Consider the following 19,037-nt stretch of genomic DNA (forward strand, 5'->3'; position numbering starts at 1 on the left):
TACAGGCAATGCATTCCAAATTGAACGGATTGATTGCTGTTCGACAGATCCCTTCATCCCCTCCATCACTTCAGCACCAGCAACCGGTAAACCCCCGCGTCACTTTCGATGCCGTGGGTGTCATGGGTAAAGCCCGGAAAGGACGTATCAAAACTCTCCAGCGCTTTCAGGTAGGCCAACAACGGCCCATCGGCAGGCCCTGCGTTTTCGCCGGGCATCAGCAGGGGAATACCTGGTGGATAGGGCACGATGCCGGTCGCCACGATACGCCCCGCAGCCTGCTCCAGGGTCACCAGTTCAACCTGGTTCTTGACCAGTTTCTCGTATGCCTGCACCGGGCTGAATTCCGCTTGCGGCAACATGCCGAAGGCCTGCGCCATGGTTGCGGTGGTGCGATGTTTCTTCATGGCGGTGAAGATTTCTTCGGCCAGATCTCTGAGGCCCATGCCGGTGTAGCGTTGCTGGTTGGCGGCCAGCAAATCGGGCAGGCACAGTTCCAGTTCGAGATTGCTGTCGTAGTCGCGTTTGAAATCCAGCAGCGCATTGACCAGCGTTCCCCATTTACCTTTGGTGATGCCAATGGAGAACAGGAACAGGATGGTGAAGTCGGTGGTTTTTTCCACCACGATGCCCTGGCGGCCCAGATACGCACTCAGCACGCAGGCCGGAATGCCGAAGTCGAGTAACTGCCCATCGTCGCCCATGCCCGGGCTGAGTACCGAGACCTTGATCGGGTCGAGCATGCAGTAGCCATCCTCGATGTCACCAAAGCCATGCCAGACTTCGTCAGGGTGCAACACCCAGCAATCGGGTTCGCTCTTGAGTACGACCGGGTCGACCTGGTGAAACGGTACGGCGGTGCCCTTTACGCGAACGCTAGGTGGCTGCCAGCATGAGAAGAACCAGTCATCCTCCTTGAGCATCTCGCTTTTCATCCGCGAAATGACCTGGCGGAAAGCGATCGCCTCCTCGATGGATTCAGTGGTCAGGATTTCGCCGCTGGGCGCTTCCATCATGGCCGAGCTGACGTCGCAGGAGGCCATGATCGCGTAATTGGGCGACGTCGAGGCATGCATCATGAATGACTCATTGAAGCGCCCGTGAGGTATCGGATTGCGTCCGTTGCGCACATGGATCATTGAGGCCTGCGAGAGCGCTGCCAGCAGTTTGTGGGTGGACTGCGTCGCAAATACCGTCGGCCTCGATTCATCATGATCGTCAGGGCTGCCGTGCATGGCGAAGCGGTCACGGTACAGCGGGTTGAAGCGTGCGTAGCCGTACCAGGCTTCATCGAAGTGCAGGCGGTCGACACTTTGCCCGAGCAGTTCCTCAACCCGCGTCACGTTGTACGTCAAGCCGTCGTACGTCGAGTTGGTGACGATGGCGTGGATCGGCGTCGGGTCGATGCCTTCACGGACCAGCGGGTTATTGGCGATCGCTGCCTGCACGCCCTCACGACTGAGGGTTTGCGGCAGGATCGGACCAATAATCCCGTAGCGATTGCGGGTTGGCACCAGATAGGTAGGAATCGCGCCAGACAAGGTCATCGCATGCTCGGCGGACTTGTGGCAATTACGGTCGCACAGGGCAATCTGATCCCGGGTCACGCTGGCCATGAGGATGACCCGGTTGGAGGTCGATGAGCCGTTGGTCACGTAATACGTGCGATGCGCGCCAAAGACTTTCGCCGCGTAACGTTCGCCCTGACCGATGGGGCCGGAATGGTCGAGCAGCGAACCCAGCTCGCCGACTGAAATCGACAGGTCGGAACGCAGCAGGTTTTCCCCAAAAAACTCGTAAAAGGCACGTCCCGCCGTGCTTTTCAGAAAAGCGGTACCGCCCGCGTGGCCGGGGGTGTGCCATGAATATTCATAGCTGCGGGCAAACTTCAGCAGGGCGCCGAACATCGGTGGCAATACTGCCTGGCGATATCGCTCGATGGCGGCGAGTATCCGCCCGCTGAGAAAGCGACTGGTGTCTTCGGGCAGCCAGATGAAGTCGTCGGCATGCTGCATCACCACCAACGGAATATTCGAAGCGGTGCTGCGATCACTGATCAGAAACACCGGGACCCGCGTGTTGCGTTCGCGCAGATTGGTCAGCAGTTTGATGCATTCTTCATGGTTGTCGCTTTTGTCCATTTCCCAACTGAGCAATACACATTGAACGGCCGGGTCAGAGCGCAGAATCGAGTTGGCATCGGCCAGACTTTCGGAAACCAGCACGCTGATCGAGCGCTCTTCAACGTCACTGAGCAGTTGATTCAAGGCACGGCCAAACACTGTGCGTTTGTCGGGTGCGCTGCTGACCAACAGTGCAAGCATGCCGAGCAGGTGGCGGTATTCGGTCATGGTCTTGCCTCCAGTGGCGTGGAATTCAGGCTGTTCACAGGAATGGGTTCTGCGTTGAGGTGCTGAGCGCTAACGGTCTGTACCGGCACGCTGTTATTGATCGCTTCCAGGCGAATCAGGCGATTGTTGACGAAGCCGAAAAGGGTGTAGCCGAAGATGGTGGCCACGCCGCCGAGCATCAGTGCCTGTGCGCCGGAACTGTAGAGCGCCAGGTAGCTGTATGCGGCAGCGATGGTTGCGACGATGTTGGTGATCAGTGCGGTGTTGGGCGGTACGTTGGAAACTTTCTGCATCGTCAGCAATGCCGCCATCGACAGGATGTACGGCACCAGATTGGTCACCACTGCCAGGTTGACCAGCGTGTCGAACTGTTTACTGAGGTCCGGGCTTATCGTCAGGAAGCCCAGTGCCGTCTGCGCCGCCAGTAATATCAGCATGCCGATAATGGGGGTGCCGGCTTTGTTGGCCTTGGAAAAGATGGGGATGAAGTAGCCGGTGTCTGCCGAGCTTTTGAATACTTGCGCGATGGTGAATTGCCAACCCAGCAAGGAGCCAATGCAGGCCAGCACCATCAGGCCCATGACAATGCTGCCAATCATGGGGTTGAACATCTTGGCGAATACCAGACCAAATGGCGCGGTAGAGGCCGCCAGTTCCGGGTTATCGACAATACCGGCGATCACGTTGGTGGAGACGATGTAGATGACTGCGGCACCCAACGTACCGCCCAGGACCGCAATCGGGACGTTCTTTTCCGGATTTTCCACTGCGTCGGTGTTGGCGCACGCCGACTCCAGCCCGAGAAATGCCCAGAGGGTAATTGCCACTGATGCGCCTGCGGCTTCAAACCATCCTTTGTCATGAGGGTTCCAGCCCGCGGCGTAGACGCTACTGTCGAACCAGAACCAGCCGATGGTCGACACTAATACCACCGGCGCAATAACTCCCCACACAGTCACGGCGCCTATTTTGCCGGTGATGCTGGCGCCGCCAAAGTTGGCAAAGGTGGTAACCCATAGCAAGGCAATAGTTGCCAGCCCGACTTGCATGGAATCAAGTTGCACATTGAACAGTACCTGGATATAGCCTACGGCAGTAATGCTGATTGCTACGTTGGCGATAAGTAGCGATAGGCCATAAGTGTAGTTGGTCAGGTAGTTACCGGCTTTACCGAAAGTATATTCGGCGTAACCGCCCATGCCACCGGTCTTTCGGCTGAGCATGCCGCAACGCGCGAAAGCGTAGGCCAAAGCAAGAGACCCCGTGGCGGTGACGAGCCAGGAGAGAATCGAGATAGCGCCAACTTCGGCAAGTTTGGAAGGGAGTAACACAATGCCAGAGCCTAACATGTTGACGGCAGTCAACATTGTTAGTTGGCTAACGCTCATTTTCTTCGCGGCTGACATTCCATTGCCTCTGTGAGAGAAAGCGGGGAAGTGTTAGCTATAGCAGAGCATTGAAGCGGTGCAAGTAATTAGTTGGTTAGTGGGAGAGGGGGCCTGTCAAATAACACGAACCTGGAAGTTGAACCCTGTTCTGTAGGAGCTCACCGAGGTTACGAGGCCAGCGATGGCAGTGTGTCAGGCAAGCCGCTATCGCTGGCCTCGTAACCTCGGTGAGCCCCTACGGGTCCTGTGCTGTGCGAAAGCGGCGCTTCAGGAGAGAGGAATCAGCGTTTCGCCAGCTCGTGCTTGATGCATTGCTCGTAGTAGGTCTGTTTGATGGCCGCAGGTTTTAGCCGCGAGGCGCTTTTGTAGGTCTGTTCGGTAATGCCCATGGCTGTCATGCGCATCCAGGGTTGGTTGAACTTGCGACCCTGAAGTTTCTTGCGTGCACCGTAAAGGGTGATGCCAGCCAGTTTCGATTCCTGAGCGCCTGCCGCGATACCTGAACCCCACGTGCATATCGAACGGCCGCTGGAGGTGACATCTTTGGCTTGGGCCACCCACGAAATACTGGCCAGCACAAACGCCGCTACGGTTAAAACAAGAATCCGCATAAATGCCAGCCCCTAAGCTTCTGAAAAGAAAGCAAGTTTGCCAAGCTCGGCTGGAGGCTAGGGGCCAGCAATTGGTTTTATTTCGGGACAAAATCAGCCAGGACTTTTACGTTAGCTGAAATGCCTGGTGACGGCATGTGGCGCATCGGGTACGTCCATATTGATCTTGCGCCACGCGGCTTCGGCGAAGCTGTAAACCGAAAATGCGATCAGACCCAAGGCCACGATCATCAACACCATGCCGCCTGCGGGTAGATCCTGCAGGCCGTTCAGCGCATCTTTCAGGCCGGGCGGGTGCATGGCCTGGTAGCTGGAACCGCTTATCGCCAGCAATGCAGCGATTTCGATAAACGCCACGCCACGGGCAATCAGGCCAAAGCGCGATACCGGACGCACGTAGCGCATGACGTCTTCATCGGCGTCGAAGTACTTTTCAAAACTGGCTTTCCAGCCCTTGATGATGTGAGTGATACCCACGCCGAGCGGTATCAGCGCGGCTAGGTACACCAGGATGTTCGAATGGTCCCAGGACAGAATGGACGCGAGCAGGTCCTCGGTTTTGCCACCTGAATCGCCAGAGCTTTTGAGTGCGCTGATTAACAGTCCCAAGGCGAAGAACGCCAGTGCGCCATAGGTCACGCCACCCACCAGCAGGCCCGTGCGAATGACCAGGCCTTTGACTTCCGTCCCGTGGTGATCCACATCACGCGTGGCTTGCAGGACTCGCCATGCAGCGAAGGCCAGCAGGCCGACCACCACAATCGCGACCATGACATTGCCAAAGGGCTGGCTCAACAAGGCTTCAAGGCTACTGTGACTGTCTTTCGGCTGCGACGACCCTTGAGCGGCAAGCAGGGCGAAGATACCAATGATCAGATACACGACGCCGCGAGCGGCATAGCCGCCGCGAGCGAGAAGAGTGAGGCTGCGTTGCGCGGACATAAAGGGGATCTTCCTGAAAGAGATACAGGAGCAGACCGATGTCGGCACGCGGGGTTCGCTTTAATTGGTGTGTAGCCGGTTCTACAAACCATCCCCGTGGAGCTCGCCCAGTGCTCCTGACATAACTCGGTTCCCATGTGGGAGCGGTGCTTGCCCGCGATACATGAGACGCAGCTCGAAGACATACCGCGTTATCGTTTATCGTCGGAATGCCGCCCAGGGCAAGCACCGCTCACACAAGATCGTATCTATCCCGTGGTTTGCATTTTGTTCGATAGCATATGCCGATCTTCCCTATCCGGCACACGCAGCCGCGATGGCTTTGCCCAGTGCTTCAGTATTGCCCTTGCCGCCAATATCAGCCGTCAGCGGTGCATTTTCCGGCCCCATAGCCAGTACGGTTTCGATAGCGTTGAGCACTGCCGCTCCGGCTTCCGGGTGGCCAAGGTGTTCAAGCATCATCGCCCCACACCAGATTTGTCCGATCGGATTGGCGATGCCTTTGCCTGCGATGTCCGGAGCTGAGCCATGCACAGGCTCGAACAGGCTCGGGAAGTTGCGTTCAGGGTTGATGTTGGCCGAAGGCGCGATGCCAATGGTGCCCGTGCAGGCCGGACCCAGGTCAGAAAGAATATCGCCGAACAGGTTGCTGGCCACGACGACGTCAAACCAGTCCGGGTGCAGGACAAAGTTCGCGGTGAGAATGTCGATGTGATACTTGTCGACGTTGACCTCCGGGTAGTTCTTGCCCATTTCCACGACGCGCTCGTCCCAATACGGCATGGTGATCGCTATCCCGTTGGATTTGGTCGCGGAGGTCAGGTGCTTTTTCGGCCGGCTCTGGGCCAGCTCATAGGCAAACTTGAGAATACGGTCGACGCCCACCCGGGTCATGACGGTTTCCTGCAGGACGATTTCCCGGTCGGTACCCGGGAACATCTTGCCGCCGACACTGGAATACTCACCCTCAGTGTTTTCCCGCACGACCCAGAAATCGATGTCACCCGGTTTGCGATTGGCCAGCGGCGCTTTAACGCCCGGCATCAAACGGCAAGGGCGCAGGTTCACATACTGGTCGAACTCGCGACGGAACTGCAGCAGCGAATCCCACAGGGAAATATGATCAGGCACGACGTCCGGCCAGCCCACCGCGCCGAAGTAAATCGCGTCGTAGCCTTTGAGAATCTCGAACCAGTTGTCGGGCATCATTTTGCCGTGGGCCAGGTAGTAGTCGGCACTGGCAAAGTCGAACCAGTCCCACTGCAACTCCAGATTGTGCTGTGCGGCCACCACGTCCAGCACGCGAACGCCTTCGGGCATGACTTCCTTGCCTATGCCATCGCCAGGGATGACGGCAATTTTGTAATGGGGCTTGCTCATGAATTCGACTCCAGGGTTGATGGTGGACGAAGCTCAGTGTATGCAGTGTCTCTGACTTAATAATTAGTCATTTGCGAAAGCCATTCTTAGATTCAAGGAAACAATCGATGAGCATGATCGATGACCTGAGCTTCTTCCAGCAGGTGGCTACACGGGGCAGCCTGACGGAAGTGGCGCGGCAACTGGGGTTGTCGCTGCCAGCGGTAAGCAAGCGCCTGAGCCAGCTGGAAGCGCGCCTTGGCGTGCAACTGTTGCAGCGCACGACGCGCCGGTTATCGTTGACTCCCGAAGGTGTGCTTTATCTGGAAGGCGGGCGGCCGATCCTGCGTCAGCTCGACGAACTGGAAAGCGCGCTCAATAATCGCCAGCCGACCTTGCAGGGGCGCTTGCGAATCAACGGCACACTGGGTTTCGGACGACGGCATCTGGCACCGGTTGTGTCGAGCTTCGCCCGGTTGCATCCGGCGCTGGAGATCTCTCTGGAGCTGACCAGTCAGCCGGTGAGCCTGCTGGATGATCAGTTCGATATCGGCGTCTTCATGGGCGAGCCTCCGGATTCGCGGCTTATCGGCATTCGCCTCCTGGAAAATCCGCGGATCCTCTGTGCGTCACCCAATTATCTGGAGGGCAGGGCGCCATTGACTCGGGTGGCTGATCTGGCTGAACACAACTGCATCTTGCTGCGTCAGTTCGGCAGTGACTACGCGATCTGGCGCTTTCGCAAGGAGGGGCAGGATTACGCCCATAAAGTCAGCGGCACGCTGTCGAGTAACGATGGTGAGGTGGCGTTGAGTCTTGCGCTCGACGGGCACGGTCTGATCCTGCGTTCGCGCTGGGATGTGCAAGCGCATCTGGAGAGCGGACGGCTACAGGCGGTGCTGGAGGATTATCAGCCGCCACGGGGCGATATCTTTGCGGTCTACCAACACCGACGGCATATCCCGCAGCGCATCTCGCTGTTCACCCAATACCTGGCTCAGGAACTGGTCCGGCGCCTGCCGTTTGCCGATCCAGGGTGAATGGCGCACCTTGGCCGACTGTAGGAGCCGCGCTTGCTCGCGATGAACGATGATGCGGTCTTGCCTGAAGCTGTGGTGTTCTTATCGCGAGCAAGCTCGGCTCCCACAGATTCGGGATAACTGAAGATCATGTCAGCAATGTTTGCCTGGCAGGCCCGGCCGGTGTTACGCAGTAGCGCTGTCTTTGTAGGAGCCGCGCTTGCTCGCGATGAACGATGATGCGGTCTTGCTTGAAACTTCGGTGTTCTTATCGCGAGCAAGCTTTGCTCCCACAGATTCGGGATAACTGAAGATCATGTCAGCAATGTTTGCCTGGCAGGCCCGGCCGGTGTTACGCAGTAGCGCTATCTTGTAGGAGCCGAGCTTGCTCGCGATGAACGATGATGCGGTCTTGCTTGAAGCTGCGGTGTCCGTATCGGAAGCAAGCTGTGCTCCCACAGATTTGTCATAACCGCAGATCATGTCAGCAATGATTATTCGTGCATTGCCGGATTGCCCCGGGCTCTTGTAACGTCCAGCCGACCCGCTCGGTCACTATAAAAATTCAAACCTGAGCATGCACGAGGGTTTTTACAGGGTGTTCAGGAAAGGTTTTTGAAGCTGCCGATCATTTCTACGTTCAGGAAGATTTGCCATGAAAACCGTTTCATTGGGTTCAGTCTTATCCCTGTTGTGCGTGTCGGTGTCGTTTGCGATGTCAGTCTCGGCAGAAGAAATCACCTTTGTTTCACAGGGCGGGGTGTATCAGGAGGCCCAGACCAAGGCGATCCTGGATCCGGCAGCCAAACGCCTGAACATCACCATCAAGCAAGACAGCGTCCCCGATGCCTTACCCATGGTCAAAGCCCAGGGTTCAGCAGGCAAGCCGGTCTGGGACGTCATCGATACACCGCCCTCCAACTGCATTCGCGGGGGTAACGAAGGCCTGATCGAGAAACTCGACCTGAGCAAAATGCCCAATGTTCAGGCGATGCCGGAAGCCTATCGCACACCTTACTCCGTCGCTTACGAGTTCTATTCGTCGGTGTTGGGCTATAACACCAAAACATTGAAGAAGGTTCCGCAGAGTTGGGCCGATTTCTGGAACGTGAAAGATTTTCCGGGTACACGCTCATTGCGCAATGACCCGATGGGAACCCTCGAAGCAGCGCTGTTATCGGACGGTGTGCCTCGCGACAAGTTGTACCCGCTGGATGTCGACCGTGCCTACAAGCGCCTCGAACAGATCAAGCCGGATATCGCGGTCTGGTGGAGTTCAGGCGGGCAGTCGGCACAACTGCTCAACGATGGTGAAGTCGACATGCTGATGATCTGGAACGGTCGCGCCAGTGCGGTGCGCAAGGACAACCCTGACGTCGCTTTCACCTATAACGACGGCATCCTGCAAAACACCCAGCTGTGCATCCTCAAAGGTGCTCCGAATTACGCCACAGCGGTCAAGTTCGTGAACGAAGCGCTGTCGCCGGATCTGCAGGCTAACTTGCCGCTCTACATCGACTATGGCCCTGGCAATCCGGCTGCGTTCAGTACCGGGAAACTCACCGCAGAGCGGGCCAAAGAGCTGCCGAGTTCCCCGGATAACGCTGCGAAGCAGGCATTGATGTCCGAGGAGTGGTGGTCATCGCCTGCCGGTATCGCGGCCAAGGATCGCTGGCTCAAGTTTGTTCAGTAGGCTGAGCGCGTGAAGGTGATCGACTATCTGATCCTTGGCGGCGGTTCGGCAGGCTGCGTGCTGGCGGCACGACTGTCCGAAGATCCTGACAAGCGGGTGTGCCTGATTGAGGCGGGGCGTGATATCTCGGCGGGCAATATGCCTGCCGAAATTCGCAGCCGTTATCCCGGTCGCGCCTATCTGGACGCGAGCAACATCTGGCGTCAGTTGACGGCACTGATGGGCAAGCGTTCCAGCGAGCGCCGATACGAACAGGCACGATTGTTGGGCGGTGGCTCGGCTATCAATGCGCTGATGACCAACCGCGGCGCTCCTGACGATTACGATGAGTGGGAGCGACTTGGTGCCAGCGGCTGGAACTGGGACAGCTGTCTGCCGTACTTTCGCAAGCTGGAAACGGATACCGATTTTGACGGACCGTTGCACGGTAGTCAGGGACCGCTGAGGATCCGCCGTACAGCGCAGGCGTTTCTTTCACCCTTCGTCAGGGCCGTCATGAGTGCGTTGGGCGACGGCGGGCTGGCGACGAAACCGGACCAGAACGGACTCTGGGAGCCTGGCGTGTTTGTCGGCGCCATTGGCGTCAGTCCTGAAGGGGAGCGAATTCCCACCTCCGTGTGCTATCTCTCTGATGAGGTGCGTCAACGCAGCAATCTGAACATACGCACTGAATGCCTGGTCGACCGTGTGCTGTTCAAGTCTCATCAGGCCGTGGGGGCAAGGATTATCGCTGCGGACGGCACCACAAGTGATGTTTTCGCCAAGGAGGTTATTGTTTGCTCAGGGGCAATCCACAGCCCGGCAGTGTTAATGCGCAGCGGTATAGGCCCCGCGGATGAGCTGATTCAACTGGGGATTTTTGTCGTGGCGGATCGTCCGGGTGTCGGCGGCAATCTCATGGAACATCCCTCAATTGCGGTCTCCGCCTTGCTCAACAAAGCGGGCCGCACTGCGTTCGTCAATGAACATCACGAGCAGGCTATCGTGCGCTTTTCCTCGGGCCTGCCGGACACCGTGCCTTGCGACATGCACGGTGCGATTCTGTCGCGCTCAGGTTGGCATTCGCTGGGCTATCGCCTGGGGACGATGTTCTTCTGGGTCAACAAGTCGTTTTCCAGAGGTCGCCTGCGTTTACGGTCCAGTGATCCGGCTGAGGAGCCTGAGGTGAGCTTCAACATGCTCTCTGATACCCGGGATCTGGAGCGCCTTAAACAGGCAATGAAGTTTGGCGCCGCGACCTTGTCAGCGTCTTCGCTCAAGACGCAGTGCAGCGTGGTTTTCCCGTCCAGTTATTCGCCCCGAGTGGCCAAAGTTGCGCAGCCAGGTGTGCTCAATGGCATGCTGCGCGGTGCCTTGAGCTTGCTGCTGGATGTCGCGGGACCGCTTAGGGCGTGGCTGATTCACGGCCTGGTTACTCAAGGGGTCACGCTGAAGAAACTGGTTGCCGATGACGCGGCTTTGACCGAGTTCGTGCGGCGCAATGTCGGCGGTACCTGGCATCCTTCCGGCACCTGTCGTATGGGGCGCGTTGATGACTCGCAGGCCGTTACCGACAGCGATGGGCGCGTGATTGGCGTCCGCGGGTTGCGGGTGTGTGACGCTTCGTTGATGCCGTCGATTCCGTGCGCCAACACCAACGTGCCGACGATCATGATTGCCGAGCGCATGGCTGATTTGATCAAGGCTGAAAGCGCGCGGAACACATCCCGGTAGACGACTTGCGCGAAGCTACCATGGGACCTGTAGGAGCTCACCGAGGTTACGAGGCCAGCGATGGCGGAGTGTCAGGTAAACCGCTATCGCTGGCCTCGTAACCTCGGTGAGCTCCTACAGGATCGGCTTGATTCTGGAAGATTTCAGTTCGATGTCTTGGGACCCTCAGGGGTGGAAGCCCACAATTGCCTTGGTCTCCAAAAACGCTTCCAGCCCCCATTCGGCATATTCCCGGCCATTGCCCGATTGTTTGTAGCCGCCAAAAGGTGCTCCGGGGTTCCAGTCGGGATGGTTGATGTACACGCCGCCGACCCGCAGTTGCAAGGCAATGCCTCGTGCCCGCTGCAGGTTGGACGACTGCACATATCCGGCCAGACCAAACACGCTGTCGTTGGCCAGAGCGACCGCATGCTCATCGTTGTCATAGGCCTGAATGACCAGCACCGGGCCGAAGATTTCTTCCCGCGCGATGGTCATTTCCGGCGTTACCCCGGCGAATACCGTGGGTTTCACGTAATAACCACGCTCCAGACCTTCAGGCTTGCCCAGCCCGCCGCAGACCAGTTGCGCACCTTCTTCAATGCCGATCGCAATCATTCGCTGAATGGCCTGGAACTGTCGTTCGCTGATGACCGGCCCCATTGTCGATTGCTCATCCGTAGGCGCGCCGACGTGATGGGCGAGGGCAGCACGACGCGCAATTTGCACCGCCTGATCATGCAGCGCAGCGGGCACCAGCATGCGAGTGGGGGCGTTGCACGACTGGCCACTGTTGCCAAAGCAGCCGTTGACGCCGGAGGTCACGGCTTTCTCCAGGTCCACATCATCAAGGAGGATGTTGGCCGATTTGCCGCCCAGTTCCTGATGGACGCGTTTGACCGTTGGCGCAGCCAGGCGCGCGACTTCAATGCCCGCGCGGGTCGAACCGGTGAATGACACCATGTCCACGTCGGGGTGGGCTGCCAACGCTGCGCCTACGGTAGGGCCGTCGCCATTGATCAGATTGAACACCCCGGCCGGGACGCCCGCTTCGTGCATGACTTCAGCAAACAGCAGTGCGTTCAGTGGTGCAATCTCGCTGGGCTTGAGAACCATGGTGCAGCCCGCGGCCAGCGCCGGTGCAACTTTGCACACGATCTGATTGATGGGCCAGTTCCATGGCGTGATCAGCGCAACGACACCCACGGGTTCCAGATTGATCAGGGTGTTGCCGTTGGTTTTTTGAAAGGCAAACGTGTCCAGCGTGCGCAGTAACTGTTGCAGGTGACGTTTGCCGATCCCCGCTTGCCAGTCATAAGCCAGAGCTCTGGGCGCGCCGACTTCGGCCATGATCGCCTCGGCAATCTCGTTATAACGCTGCATGAACACGTCCAGCACCTGTTCAAGCAGGGTGATTCTCTCGGCCGGTGAAGTGCTGGCGAAGGCCGGGAACGCGCGACGGGCCGCACTCACGGCGGCGTCCACGTCGGTCTGGCTTCCCATGGCAATCTGGCTGAATGGCTGTTCAGTCGCCGGATTGATCACCGGCAATTGAAAGTCGCTCGCCGGGTTTACCCAGCGGCCATCGATATAAAACTTCAGGGTGTTTTCGATCATCTGGTGCAGCCTCATCAAGGCGAGCGAAAAAAGGGCGCGCAGCGGGTTAACGGTTTCTGAAAACTGCACCCGGTCGCTCGCAAGAATAAGCACCTGTTTACGCATCCGGCAATTTACTAATAGTTGTTTCAGGCATAAGCTCAGATCATGTCTAATCTTCGTCGAAAGCTCCCCAGTTCCAGTTCTCTATTCGTCTTCGAGGCGGCTGCGCGGTGTGGCAGCTTCACACGGGCGGCGGATGAATTGTGCGTCAGTCAGCCAGCGGTTAGCCGCATGTTGTCCCGGCTTGAGGAGCATCTCGGCGTGCAGCTATTCGAACGCACTCGCAGTGGTGCGCGACTTACCGAAAGCGGCAGCATTTTGTACCGCAGGGTGCAGGAAGGCTTCAGCACTATCGAGTCGGCTATCAGCGAAATTGAATCCCGTGCCACTGGCATAGAAACGGTGACACTGTCAGTTTCAACCGCGTTTACCACCCATTGGTTGATGCCGCGCATGAGCCGTTTCAGTCAACGCTTTCCCAGTGTGGACATGCGTTTTCAGTTGATGTCCGGGCGGATTGGCGGCCCGTTGGTGGACGTGGATCTGGGCATGCGCTACATCGACGCAGGCAGTCTGAAGGCCACGGATACACTGGTTCTACCTGAAATAACCTTACCTGTCTGCAACCCGCTGTACCTCAAGCAAGTGCTGCGTGATGAGGCTAAAAAGCAGTCCCCCACGCTGATCTGCATGGACAATCAGGATCGCGACTGGACGCTGGAATTCGGTTCGTCAGGGCGTACGGAAAATGCCTTGATATTCTCTGATTATGCGGTGGTCGTGCAGGCTGCCTTGTTAGGGCAGGGAATGGCCCTGGGCTGGTTGACGGTGGTGTCGAACAGCCTGGTCAAAGGCGAATTGGTGCCTGCTACCGAACAAATCCGGATCTCGAATCGGCGCTGTTGCCTGGTCACTCCGGCGAATCGTCCGGTGCGTCCGGTGGTGGAAAATATCCGCGACTGGATCATCGAAGAGATGCGTTCCGACATCGCTCAAGTGCATGAGCTTTACCCCGATTTAGGCTTGGCGAAGCTGCTCTGATCAAGGCCCTGAGTCAAGGTGTGCCGCGCATCCTGAAAAAACCGTAGGTTATGCTTCGAGGTGCGCTCAAAACGGAATATTTCACGAGAAGTCAGGGCAGATAATACCTCTAGCCAGACAGCTTTCCCCTCATGAATAATCTTGCGGAGCGCCTTATGTCATTCAAGCAGTTCAAAGCCCTGACGTTCGATGTCGTCGGCACGCTCATTGATTTCGAAGCCGGCATTCTTGCTCACGTGCGTGAAGTCGCGGGCGAAGCGGGTAAAAACCACAGTGACGACGACATCCTCAAGGCTTATCGCGAAGCGCGTGCCTCGACTGATTCGGGATGGTGGCCGGATGACCTCGAACGCTGCTACCACGTCATCGCTTCGAAGCTGAATCTGCCGGATAATGATGAGTACGCCAAAGGCCTCAGCCTGGCGGTGAAGAACTTCCCGGCGTTCCCGGATTCGGTTGAAGCACTGAAACGTCTGCGCAAGCATTTCAAACTGGTGGCCACCACCAACTCGCGGATCTGGGCACTGGATTTCATGGCCAAGACTCTGGATGAGCCGTTTGATGTTCGCGTAACCGTGGACGATGTTCGCTTCGAAAAACCCGACCCGCAGTTTTTTGCCTACACCCGTGGTGTGCTGGCAACTCAGGGCATCCTGTTTGAAAACATCCTGCATGTCGCGCAAAGCCAGTACCACGATATCGGCGTGGCGATGCGTCTGGGCTATCAGACCTGCTGGATCGAGCGTCGCTTTGCACAGAAGGGCACCGGCGGTACGCTGGAGTCCGAGCGCGTCGAACCGCATTATCACTTCACTTCGCTGGCGCAACTGGCCGACGCAGTCGAGAAAGAACTGGGTTGATGACCTGGACGCCCGGTTTTCGTCGCGGGCGTCATTCCTCTTTTTAGCCGGATGCTGGTCATGACTGTTCAGAGCCTGTGGGCGGCAACCGCCCAACCTTGTCCCGCCCTGCAATCCCTCGAAGGTGACCGCCAATGTGATGTGGTGATCATCGGTGCAGGTTATACCGGCCTGTCGGCGGCACACCATATTGCCCTGAGCGGTCGCGAGCCGTTGATTGTCGAGGCCAATACCCTGGCCTGGGGCGCCAGCGGGCGTAATGGCGGTGTTGTCTCGCCTAAGTTTCGGGTAGGTTTTCCGACGCTTATGGAGCGCTTTGGTCGCGACATCGCGTTGCAGATGTATCGCACGGGTTATGCGGCGGTCGACAGCCTGATCGAGATGGTCGACAGCTTGGGGCTGACCGGCGCTCAGCTCAACATGGGCGGGCATATCGCTGCTGCGCATAATGTTCACGCCCTTGGCGGGCTGGAATCCACCGCGAACTGGATCAAGCGCGAAACCGGTGGCGCGTCCTCGGTCATGATCAGCGCCGCACAGGTGCAGGAAATGACCGGTTCCACGCTTTTTGCCGGTGGTCTGCTGACGCCAAAGGCAGGCGGGATTCACCCCATGAATTACGCCCGTGGCATCGCGCAAAGCCTGACGGAGCGGGGCGTCAGGTTGTTTATCAATAGCCCGGCCGAAAACGTGCGTCATGAGGCCGGCCGTGTGATTGTGCAAACGCCTCAAGGGCGGATCAGTGCGCGTCAGATCATCTATGCCACTAACGGTTATTCCGATCAGACGCGCGTTACCGATACCTTGCATCGACGTCTTATTCCGTTTCGCAGTGCAATCATTGCCACCGAACCGTTATCGCCTGATGTGCTGGCGCAGATCATGCCCGGCGGACAGGTATGTGGTGACACCAAGCGCATGTTGCGCTGGTTTCGGGTAGTCGGTGACAGGCTGATCTTTGGTGGACGCGGGGCGTTCGGCAAGAACGATTCGCAGAGTGCTTTCCGGACCCTGCAACGCAGCATGGGCGAGGTCTTTCCTGTTCTGCGGGACTGCAAGGTCGATTTCCGCTGGTCCGGTCTGGTCGCCATGACGCTAGATTATCTGCCCCATGCCGGACAGCTGGATGAGCGCAGTTTTTACGCCATCGGATACAACGGTGGTGGTGTCGCCATGTCGACCTGGATGGGCACTCAGTTGGCGAAGATGACCGCAGGCGAGAAGGTCGACCTGGGCTTGCTCAGCGGCGACAAATTCAACCCCATTCCCCTGCATACCTTCCGTGCGCCCGGTGTTCGCCTGGCGGCGGGATGGCAGCAGTTTCTGGACGTTATTGGCCGGTGAATGGCCGCAGAAAGGATCTGCTCCTGTCGAAAAAAATTGAACCGATCCTGTAGGAGCTCACCGAGGTTACGAGGCCAGCGATAGCGGAGTGTCAGACAAGCTGCTATCGCTGGCCTCGTAACCTCGGTGAGCTCCTACGGATCCAGTGTTGTTACAGATCCAGTGTTGTCAAACCGCCCTGACCAGACTGCGCAGCGGCACTGTGCTTTTCACTACGGGTGACTTGATTACGATGTAGCTGAAGTATTTTTCGATGCCGATATTCTTGTCCAGGATCGACTCCATCAGCTCCTGATAGTGCTGGATGCTGCTGCACAGAAAGCGCACCAGATAGTCGTAGCCGCCGCTGATCAAATGGCACTCAAGCACTTCATCGATGTTGCGGATGCTCGATTCGAATTTCACGAAGTCGCCACGCTTGTGGTCCGAGAGGGTCACTTCGGTGAAGACGGTGACTGAATTGGCAAATTTGGCCAGGTTGACGTGCGCTTCGTAGCCGCTGATGTAGCCAGCCGACTCAAGACGCTTGACCCGCTGCAAGCAAGGACTGGGAGACAGGCCGACGGCTTCGGCGAGGCTAACGTTCGTCATTCGCCCGTCTTTCTGCAGTTGGACCAGGATGTTGATGTCGATACGATCGAGCTTGGTTGCTGCGTCCATGGTTCAGTCCTCGCAATTTCAAAATCCTGGCTGTCACGCCTCAGGCATGCAGCGCTTTTTGATGCGCATGAACGAGGTCTGCCAGGCTGGCGTATTCACAGCGCTTGCCGTCCAGAGCCTGCGGGGAGTGATTCCACGGCTGGCTATGACCCCGTTGCAACGTACACACCGGAAAATCCACCCGCTCATTCCAGGGATCATCCGTTTCCGTACTGCGCACCGGTAACAGTTCTGATCGCTCCAGCTCCAACTGGAGTAACGCGGCATCCAGACTCATGTGCCAGTCGTTGCTGCTGGGTTCGATAACTGCGTCGAACGTCACCGGCAGGCGGCTGGTCAGCGAGCTCATATCGATACCGTGCGGTGGGGCAATCAGTATCAAACGGTAGAACTTGCTCAGGTACTGCAAGGCACCCGGAACATCTTCAAATATGGGCCAGTGGTCAGAAGAGCTACTGAAAGCAACACTCTGATCCCAGTCAGGAATGGTATGCAATTGGTGAGCCAGACGTTGGTACAACTGACCGTGGAAAGCCCTTGGGCTAACGCCTGAGGTACTGGTGATAAGCTCTTGAGCTGTGTGTCGATAAGCCTGTAACAGTTGCTCGTCACTCGGGGTGGGGGTGCTCTGCACCGCCAGCGGTCGAAGTCCCTCCAGGATGCCCCGTTCTCGATCAACCAGTGTCCCAAAGGAAAAACCCAATGCCTTGTACTGGGTGACTTTCATGATTCGCTCCTGAGTTACAGCTGTCGGTTCCGTCATGGTTCAGCCCCGGATCTGATCCGGGCCCCGGCGCTGCAAGGGCAGGCCGGGCCAGGTTGCGTACCGCGTCATTTCAGCAGGCGGCAGCCAGTGCGGTGTCGAGCATCTGCAAGGCTTCTGCCACTTGCTCAGGTGTTGTCACGAGCGGAGCGAGGAAGCGCACCACGTTGCGGTGCACGCCGCACTTGATCACCAGCAAGCCAGCGTTGCGGGCTTCGTCGATGACTTTTTGCGCCAGCGCGGCATCGGGGCTCTGCTTGCTGTCGGCGGCGACCATTTCGATGGCTTGCATGAAGCCCAGACCGCGTACATCGCCAATGCGCGGGTAGCGGGCTTGCAGGGCCAACAGGCCTTCGCGTAACTGTGCTGCCAGTTTCTCGCCCTGGCTCAGCAGATCCTGCTCTTCGAACAGATCCAGAACCGCCAGCGCCGCAGCACACGCCACCGCGTTACCGCCATACGTGCCGCCCAGACCGCCAGGCGTAGGCGCGTCCATGATTTCGGCGCGACCTGTCACGGCAGACAAAGGCATGCCGCCCGCCAGGCTCTTGGCAACCGTTACCAGATCAGGTTTGATGCCTGCGTGCTGGAAGCCGAACATGGTGCCGGTACGCCCGAAGCCAGCCTGGATTTCATCGAGGATCAGCACGATACCGTGCTGGGTGCAGCGCGCTCGCAAGGCCTGCAGAAACTCATTGGATGCGGCGATGAAACCGCCGTCGCCCTGAACCGGCTCGATGATGATTGCGGCCACACGATCGGGTGCGACATCAGTGGCGAACAGCTCGTCCAGTTCGGCCAGTGCGTCATCGCTGCTGATGCCGCGATACGGGTTCGGATAGGTGGCGTGATAGATCTCGGCGGGGAAAGGCCCGAAGTTCTGTTTGTAGGGCTGGCTCATGCCGGTCAGGGTCACGCCCAGCAACGTCCGGCCGTGGAAGCCGCCACGGAAGGAGATCACCGCGGTGCGATTGGTGTGGCCCCGGGCAATCTTGATCGCGTTCTCGACCGCTTCAGCGCCCGAGGTGAACAGCACGCTTTTGTAGTGTTCATCACCACCAATCAGTTTGTTCAGGCGTGAGGCCACTTCGATGTAGTTGGGGTAGGCCACGACCTGGAAGCTGGCATGTGATATTTCGCCCACCTGACGACGCACGGCCTCAACCACCCGCGGATGGTTGTGACCCACGTTGAGTACGCCGATGCCGCCCACGAAATCCAGATAGCGCTTGCCGTCTACGTCCCACAACTGCGCACCTTCAGCGCGAGCAGCCACAACCGGATGAGCCGTAATGATGCCGCGCGGGACGTGTTGCTCACGCAGGGCGAGCAGGCGTTGGTTTTCAGTCAGTGCAGAATTCATCTCAATCTCCGTGAACGCCGGGGTGGCAGGTGATGTGTTCAGGATAAGCACTGGCCAGAACCACAAGCACTGAAGTTGCCCGGGCCAGCGCTGTGATCGACTGTTTTAGGGGGAGGTTACGGAATATTTCGCTGTGGGGGGCTGCAGGCAATTCTGGGTGCGCCGCAAACCCCTGTGGGAGATTCTATGTTGGCCTGCAATCCCGTAGGACCGGCTATGTGGGGGCTGAGCTTGCTCGCGATGAACGATTACGCGGTGTGGCTAATGGCTGCGTTTCATGCATCGCGGGCTA

At 58.0% G+C, this 19,037-nt stretch carries 16 protein-coding genes; 6 read left to right on the plus strand and 10 right to left on the minus strand.

All coding sequences use genetic code 11. From position 1 onward, the window contains the following. Nucleotides 1-65: 65 nt before the first annotated feature. The 5 genes from ACYASS_RS05450 to ACYASS_RS05470 all read right to left on the minus strand — a co-directional run bounded on the left by ACYASS_RS05450 (nt 66) and on the right by ACYASS_RS05470 (nt 6,672). Entirely contained in the window at nt 66-2,351 is a 2,286-nt protein-coding gene (locus tag ACYASS_RS05450) for an Orn/Lys/Arg family decarboxylase (RefSeq protein ID WP_463585360.1), read from the minus strand. Then, entirely contained in the window at nt 2,348-3,757 is a 1,410-nt protein-coding gene (potE, locus tag ACYASS_RS05455; RefSeq protein ID WP_463585361.1) for a putrescine-ornithine antiporter, read from the minus strand. The genes ACYASS_RS05450 and potE overlap by 4 nt, the downstream gene beginning before the upstream one ends. 263 nt (nt 3,758-4,020) lie before the next feature. Further along, nucleotides 4,021-4,350 carry a hypothetical protein gene (locus ACYASS_RS05460; RefSeq protein WP_243248305.1) on the minus strand — a complete coding sequence of 110 codons (330 nt, stop codon included), beginning with the start codon at nt 4,348-4,350 and terminating at the stop codon, nt 4,021-4,023. A gap of 111 nt (nt 4,351-4,461) precedes the next feature. Then, a complete protein-coding gene (locus ACYASS_RS05465; protein ID WP_463585362.1) occupies nt 4,462-5,292 on the minus strand; it encodes a DUF1206 domain-containing protein in 831 nt (276 codons plus the stop codon). Between the two features lie 294 nt (nt 5,293-5,586). After that, nucleotides 5,587-6,672: a tartrate dehydrogenase gene (locus ACYASS_RS05470; protein ID WP_463585363.1), complete on the minus strand. Its 1,086-nt coding sequence runs from the start codon at nt 6,670-6,672 to the stop codon at nt 5,587-5,589. A 107-nt stretch (nt 6,673-6,779) separates the two neighbouring features. On the opposite strand from ACYASS_RS05470, the gene ACYASS_RS05475 reads away from it, so the two are divergent. Next, nucleotides 6,780-7,691, plus strand: a complete 912-nt coding sequence (locus ACYASS_RS05475) for a LysR family transcriptional regulator (protein ID WP_463585364.1) — start codon at nt 6,780-6,782, stop codon at nt 7,689-7,691. A 165-nt stretch (nt 7,692-7,856) separates the two neighbouring features. Here the strand turns inward: ACYASS_RS05475 and ACYASS_RS05480 are convergent, their stop codons facing one another. Beyond that, the gene (locus tag ACYASS_RS05480) at nt 7,857-8,153 is read right to left on the minus strand and encodes a hypothetical protein (RefSeq protein WP_463585365.1); all 297 of its coding nucleotides are present in this window, start codon (nt 8,151-8,153) and stop codon (nt 7,857-7,859) included. A gap of 172 nt (nt 8,154-8,325) precedes the next feature. Between ACYASS_RS05480 and ACYASS_RS05485 the strand changes: the two genes are divergently transcribed. Both ACYASS_RS05485 and ACYASS_RS05490 read left to right on the plus strand, forming a co-directional pair. After that, complete coding sequence (locus tag ACYASS_RS05485; protein WP_463585366.1) at nt 8,326-9,363, plus strand: ABC transporter substrate-binding protein; 1,038 nt, start codon at nt 8,326-8,328, stop codon at nt 9,361-9,363. A 9-nt stretch (nt 9,364-9,372) separates the two neighbouring features. Further along, the gene (locus tag ACYASS_RS05490) at nt 9,373-11,076 is read left to right on the plus strand and encodes a GMC family oxidoreductase (RefSeq protein WP_463585367.1); all 1,704 of its coding nucleotides are present in this window, start codon (nt 9,373-9,375) and stop codon (nt 11,074-11,076) included. Nucleotides 11,077-11,241: 165 nt separating this feature from the next. Here ACYASS_RS05490 and ACYASS_RS05495 read toward each other — a convergent pair whose 3' ends face one another. Then, complete coding sequence (locus ACYASS_RS05495; protein ID WP_463585453.1) at nt 11,242-12,669, minus strand: aldehyde dehydrogenase family protein; 1,428 nt, start codon at nt 12,667-12,669, stop codon at nt 11,242-11,244. Nucleotides 12,670-12,819: 150 nt separating this feature from the next. On the opposite strand from ACYASS_RS05495, the gene ACYASS_RS05500 reads away from it, so the two are divergent. The 3 genes from ACYASS_RS05500 to ACYASS_RS05510 all read left to right on the plus strand — a co-directional run bounded on the left by ACYASS_RS05500 (nt 12,820) and on the right by ACYASS_RS05510 (nt 15,959). Then, on the plus strand, nt 12,820-13,755 hold the full coding sequence (locus ACYASS_RS05500; RefSeq protein ID WP_463585368.1) for a LysR family transcriptional regulator: 936 nt from the start codon (nt 12,820-12,822) through the stop codon (nt 13,753-13,755). Between the two features lie 155 nt (nt 13,756-13,910). Further along, a complete protein-coding gene (locus ACYASS_RS05505; RefSeq protein ID WP_243248291.1) occupies nt 13,911-14,615 on the plus strand; it encodes an HAD-IA family hydrolase in 705 nt (234 codons plus the stop codon). 60 nt (nt 14,616-14,675) lie between these two features. Then, the gene (locus ACYASS_RS05510; protein ID WP_463585369.1) at nt 14,676-15,959 is read left to right on the plus strand and encodes an NAD(P)/FAD-dependent oxidoreductase; all 1,284 of its coding nucleotides are present in this window, start codon (nt 14,676-14,678) and stop codon (nt 15,957-15,959) included. A 168-nt stretch (nt 15,960-16,127) separates the two neighbouring features. Here the strand turns inward: ACYASS_RS05510 and ACYASS_RS05515 are convergent, their stop codons facing one another. From ACYASS_RS05515 to gabT, 3 genes are all read right to left on the minus strand, one after another. Then, nucleotides 16,128-16,619 (minus strand): Lrp/AsnC family transcriptional regulator, encoded by a 492-nt coding sequence (locus ACYASS_RS05515; RefSeq protein ID WP_027900155.1) that lies wholly within the window; start codon nt 16,617-16,619, stop codon nt 16,128-16,130. A gap of 40 nt (nt 16,620-16,659) precedes the next feature. Beyond that, entirely contained in the window at nt 16,660-17,346 is a 687-nt protein-coding gene (locus tag ACYASS_RS05520) for an HAD family hydrolase (RefSeq protein WP_243248288.1), read from the minus strand. A gap of 109 nt (nt 17,347-17,455) precedes the next feature. Then, entirely contained in the window at nt 17,456-18,745 is a 1,290-nt protein-coding gene (gabT, locus tag ACYASS_RS05525; protein WP_463585370.1) for a 4-aminobutyrate--2-oxoglutarate transaminase, read from the minus strand. Nucleotides 18,746-19,037: the final 292 nt, after the last annotated feature.

It is taken from the genome of Pseudomonas sp. HP_14, assembly GCF_055283875.1.

Coding starts and splice junctions, on each gene's coding strand:
- ACYASS_RS05520 (WP_243248288.1), bottom strand. CDS start 17,346: ATGAAAGTCACCCAGTACAAGGCATTGGGTTTTTCCTTTGGGACACTG.
- ACYASS_RS05510 (WP_463585369.1), top strand. CDS start 14,676: ATGACTGTTCAGAGCCTGTGGGCGGCAACCGCCCAACCTTGTCCCGCC.
- ACYASS_RS05450 (WP_463585360.1), bottom strand. CDS start 2,351: ATGACCGAATACCGCCACCTGCTCGGCATGCTTGCACTGTTGGTCAGC.
- ACYASS_RS05460 (WP_243248305.1), bottom strand. CDS start 4,350: ATGCGGATTCTTGTTTTAACCGTAGCGGCGTTTGTGCTGGCCAGTATT.
- ACYASS_RS05470 (WP_463585363.1), bottom strand. CDS start 6,672: ATGAGCAAGCCCCATTACAAAATTGCCGTCATCCCTGGCGATGGCATA.
- potE (WP_463585361.1), bottom strand. CDS start 3,757: ATGTCAGCCGCGAAGAAAATGAGCGTTAGCCAACTAACAATGTTGACT.
- gabT (WP_463585370.1), bottom strand. CDS start 18,745: ATGAATTCTGCACTGACTGAAAACCAACGCCTGCTCGCCCTGCGTGAG.
- ACYASS_RS05515 (WP_027900155.1), bottom strand. CDS start 16,619: ATGGACGCAGCAACCAAGCTCGATCGTATCGACATCAACATCCTGGTC.
- ACYASS_RS05465 (WP_463585362.1), bottom strand. CDS start 5,292: ATGTCCGCGCAACGCAGCCTCACTCTTCTCGCTCGCGGCGGCTATGCC.
- ACYASS_RS05505 (WP_243248291.1), top strand. CDS start 13,911: ATGTCATTCAAGCAGTTCAAAGCCCTGACGTTCGATGTCGTCGGCACG.
- ACYASS_RS05485 (WP_463585366.1), top strand. CDS start 8,326: ATGAAAACCGTTTCATTGGGTTCAGTCTTATCCCTGTTGTGCGTGTCG.
- ACYASS_RS05475 (WP_463585364.1), top strand. CDS start 6,780: ATGAGCATGATCGATGACCTGAGCTTCTTCCAGCAGGTGGCTACACGG.
- ACYASS_RS05500 (WP_463585368.1), top strand. CDS start 12,820: ATGTCTAATCTTCGTCGAAAGCTCCCCAGTTCCAGTTCTCTATTCGTC.
- ACYASS_RS05480 (WP_463585365.1), bottom strand. CDS start 8,153: ATGATCTGCGGTTATGACAAATCTGTGGGAGCACAGCTTGCTTCCGAT.